Origin of the sequence: Brevundimonas sp. (genome assembly GCF_031082345.1) — a bacterium.
Lineage (GTDB): Bacteria > Pseudomonadota > Alphaproteobacteria > Caulobacterales > Caulobacteraceae > Brevundimonas.
Genome location: NZ_JAVHLH010000269.1, coordinates 1 through 3758, shown reverse-complemented (window position 1 = coordinate 3758; position 3758 = coordinate 1). Strand labels below are relative to the sequence as shown.

Sequence of the window (3758 nt, the reverse complement as noted above, 5' to 3'; positions counted from 1 at the left end):
CGCGCTCCGTGGAGGAGCACCTTATGCTGGCCGCCAACACGGCGGCGCGCCACGCGGGAGCCTATCCCGAGGCGACCTTTTTCCTCGCCGGCGGCCGCGTCGTCCACGAGGCCGGCGGCTCGATCGGTCAGGAACTGGCCTTCATCGCCGCCAACGCCGCAGCTCTGGTCAGGGCGGCCCTCAAGGCCGGGATGACGGCGGAGCAGGCGCTGAAGGGGACGGTGCTCGGCGTCGCGGTCGACCAGGAATATTTCGACAGCCTCGCCAAGGTCCGCGCCCTGCGACTGATCTGGCGTTCGCTCAGCCGCGCCTTCGGGGCCGGGACGCCCGCGATCATCGAGGCGCGGTCGTCGCGGCGGATGCTGTCGGCGCGCGACCCGTGGCCGAACCTGCTCAGGCTGACCGCCGCCGGATTCGCCGGCGCGGTCGGCGGCGCCGATGCGGTGGTGCTGGACGGCTTCTCGCGGGCCAGCGGCCGACCCGACGCCTTCGCCCGCCGTCAGGCGCGCAACACCCAGCTGGTGCTGATGGAAGAGGCCCACATCGGCCGCGTCGACGACCCGGCGGCGGGCTCGTGGTTCCTCGACCAGCGCACCCGCGAACTGGCCGAGGCCGGCTGGGCCGAGTTCCAGAAGATCGAGGCCGAGGGCGGCATCGTCGAGGCCCTGCGCGGCCATTTGATCCAGCCCCGCGTGGCCCGGGCCCGGCAGACGCTGGAAGCGGCGCTCGCGGGCGGCGTCGCCCAGATGGTGGGGGTGACCAAATTCGTCGACTCCGACCCCCGCCCCGCCCCTGTCGAACCGGACCGGCCGGTCGCCCCGGATGGCGGCGGCGACGCCTGCGAGCCCCTGACCCCGATGCGCCTCGCCGCGCCATTCGAATCGAAGGAGGCCGGCCGATGAGCGCCCCGAACTTCACCCGGATCGATCTGGACCTGGCCCCCGTCGGCGCCGGTCCGGCCCGCGAGCCGTGGAACACCCCCGAAGGCCTGACCGTGGCCCCGGCCTATGACGCCTCGGCCCTCGACGGCCTCGACTTCATCCGCGGCCTGCCCGGGATCGCGCCCTACCATCGCGGCCCCTATCCGACGATGTATGCGTCCAACCCCTGGACCATCCGCCAGTACGCCGGCTTCTCGACGGCCGAGGCCTCCAACGCCTTCTACCGCCGCAACCTCGAGGCCGGTCAGAAGGGGCTGTCGATCGCGTTCGATCTGGCGACGCACCGGGGCTACGACAGCGACCATCCGCGCGTCCGGGGCGACGTCGGCATGGCCGGCGTGGCCATCGATTCCATCTACGACATGCGCACCCTGTTCGACGGCATCCCGCTGGACAGGATGAGCGTGTCGATGACCATGAACGGCGCCGTCCTGCCGGTTCTGGCCCTCTACATCGTCGCGGCGGAGGAGCAGGGCGTGGCCCACAGCGCCCTGACCGGGACCATCCAAAACGACATCCTCAAGGAGTTCATGGTCCGCAACACCTACATCTACCCGCCCGAGCCGAGCATGCGGATCATCTCGGACATCTTCGCCTGGACGGCCGAGCACGCGCCGAAATTCAACTCGATCTCGATCAGCGGCTATCACATGCAGGAGGCCGGGGCCTCGGCCGATCTGGAGCTGGCCTACACCCTCGCCGACGGCGTCGAATACATGAAGGCCGGGGTCGCCGCCGGCATGCCGATCGACCGGTTCGCCCCGCGCCTGAGCTTCTTCTGGGCCATCGGCATGAACTATTTCATGGAGGTGGCCAAGCTGCGCGCCGGGCGCCTGCTGTGGGCCGAGGCCGTGTCGAAATTCGGCGCGAAGGATCCGCGCTCCCTGTCGCTGCGGGCCCACTGCCAGACCTCCGGCTGGTCGCTGGCGGCGCAGGATGTGTTCAACAATGTCAGCCGCACCATGGTCGAGGCCATGGCGGCGGCGGGCGGCCAGACCCAGAGTCTGCACACCAACAGCCTCGACGAAGCCCTGGCCCTGCCGACCGACTTCTCGGCCCGCATCGCCCGCAACACCCAGTTGCTGCTGCAGATGGAGACCGGCCTGACCCGGGTCATCGATCCGTGGGGCGGCAGCTTCTACGTCGAGCGCCTGACCCACGAACTGGCCGAAAAGGCCCGCGCCCACATGGCCGAGGTCGAGGCCTTGGGCGGGATGGCGAAAGCCATCGAGGCCGGGGTGCCCAAGCTCCGCATCGAGGAGTCGGCGGCGAAGACGCAGGCCCGGATCGACACCGGCCAGCAGACGGTGGTGGGGGTGAACAAATACCTCGCCGACCACGTCGACGACATCCCGGTGCTCAAGGTCGACAACGCCGCCGTCCTGACCTCCCAGCTCGACAAGCTGAAACGGCTGCGCGCCGAACGCGACGAGGCGAAGACCCAGGCGGCGCTGGACGCCCTGACCGCCGGGGCGCGCGGGAACGCCAACCTGCTGCAGCTGTCGGTCGAGGCCGCCCGCGCCTACGCCACCGTCGGCGAGATCTCCGATGCGCTGGAGGCCGCCTTCGGCCGCCACGTGGCCACGGTGAAGACCGTCTCCGGCGTCTATGCGAAGGAGGCCGGCGACGATCCGAAGATCGCCCGCGCCCGCGGCATGGTCGCCGCCTTCGTCGAGAACGACGGCGGCCCGCCGCGCGTCCTGATCGCCAAGCTCGGTCAGGACGGTCACGACCGCGGCCAGAAGGTCATCGCCACCGCTTATGGCGACCTCGGCTTCGAGGCGACGGCCGGTTCGCTGTTCCAGACCCCGGCCGAGGCGGCGAAGGAGGCGGTCGAGCGCGGCGTCCACGCCGTCGGCGCCTCGTCGCTGGCGGCGGGCCACCTGACGCTCGTGCCCGAACTGAAGGCCGAGCTGGAGAAGCTGGGCCGGTCGGACATCATGATCGTGGTCGGCGGGGTGATCCCGCCGTCGGACGTCCAGACCCTGATCGATATGGGCGCGGCGGCGGTCTACCCGCCCGGCTCGGTCATCGCCGACACCGCCATCGACCTGATCGACAAGCTGAACCAGCGCCTCGGCTACGCCCAGAAGGCCTGAATCTCAGGGCCGGTGGGCGTCGGGCAGGGCCGCGATCTCCGCCTCGGTCAGCATGCGGCTGACCCGGGCGCGGCAGGTCCGGGGTGGGGCGGACGAGGCGGGCAGGGTGATCCGGGCCCAGTCGCCGGTGCAGATGCGTCCGCCGGCCATGGCGCCGACGTCAGGGGTGATCGCGAGCTGCTGGGTGAAGTCCAGATCGGTGCAGCCGCCCGAGGAATTCAGCTCGAACACCTGATTCCGCATGACCCTGATATAGAGCTGGCCCGGCCCCCCGGCGCGGAAATTGCGCACCTGCTCGGCGCTGAAACACTGGTGCTCGGGCCGGGCGCCGTCGCCGCCGGATCCCATCATGTCGGGGGTCGGCGCGCAGGAGGCCGTCAGGGCGGCGACCGCGGCGATGGCGGGCCAGGAAATCAGACGGGTCATGTTTGGCTCTCCGGTTCTCTGAAAGACGCCCTGTCTCAATCCTAACCGTCCGCCTCCGGTGAAGGTTGCGCAAGGGGGGCGGCCATCACGAACCGCTTCGGGTCGACCCGCGCGGCCAAAGCCGCCGGCAGGGGCGAGGGCGCGCCGGTCGCCAGGGCCGCGATGTGCTCGGCCAGCAGGGGGGCGACGCAGAAGCCGCGCGAGCCCAGGCCGGTCAGGGCGAACAGGCCCGGCACCAGCGCGCCGGCCAGTGGCAGGCGGTCCGGCGTGGTGGCGCGAATCGCGGCGCGGC

4 protein-coding genes are annotated in these 3758 nt (G+C 71.0%); 2 read left to right on the top strand and 2 right to left on the bottom strand.

Annotated features, from left to right (window positions below):
• Both RDU12_RS13760 and scpA read left to right on the top strand, forming a co-directional pair.
• On the top strand, positions 1–902 hold a 902-nt coding region (locus RDU12_RS13760; RefSeq protein WP_308685185.1), incomplete at its 5' end, for a methylmalonyl-CoA mutase family protein.
• Positions 899–3040 (top strand): methylmalonyl-CoA mutase, encoded by a 2142-nt coding sequence (gene scpA, locus RDU12_RS13755; protein ID WP_300292558.1) that lies wholly within the window; start codon positions 899–901, stop codon positions 3038–3040. The genes RDU12_RS13760 and scpA, both read left to right, overlap by 4 nt.
• A gap of 3 nt (positions 3041–3043) precedes the next feature.
• Here scpA and RDU12_RS13750 read toward each other — a convergent pair whose 3' ends face one another.
• Together RDU12_RS13750 and RDU12_RS13745 are read right to left on the bottom strand one after the other, a co-directional pair.
• On the bottom strand, positions 3044–3466 hold the full coding sequence (locus tag RDU12_RS13750) for a DUF6491 family protein (protein WP_300292556.1): 423 nt from the start codon (positions 3464–3466) through the stop codon (positions 3044–3046).
• 41 nt (positions 3467–3507) lie between these two features.
• The coding region (locus RDU12_RS13745; RefSeq protein ID WP_374990223.1) for an FAD-dependent oxidoreductase at positions 3508–3758 on the bottom strand (251 nt) is incomplete at its 5' end.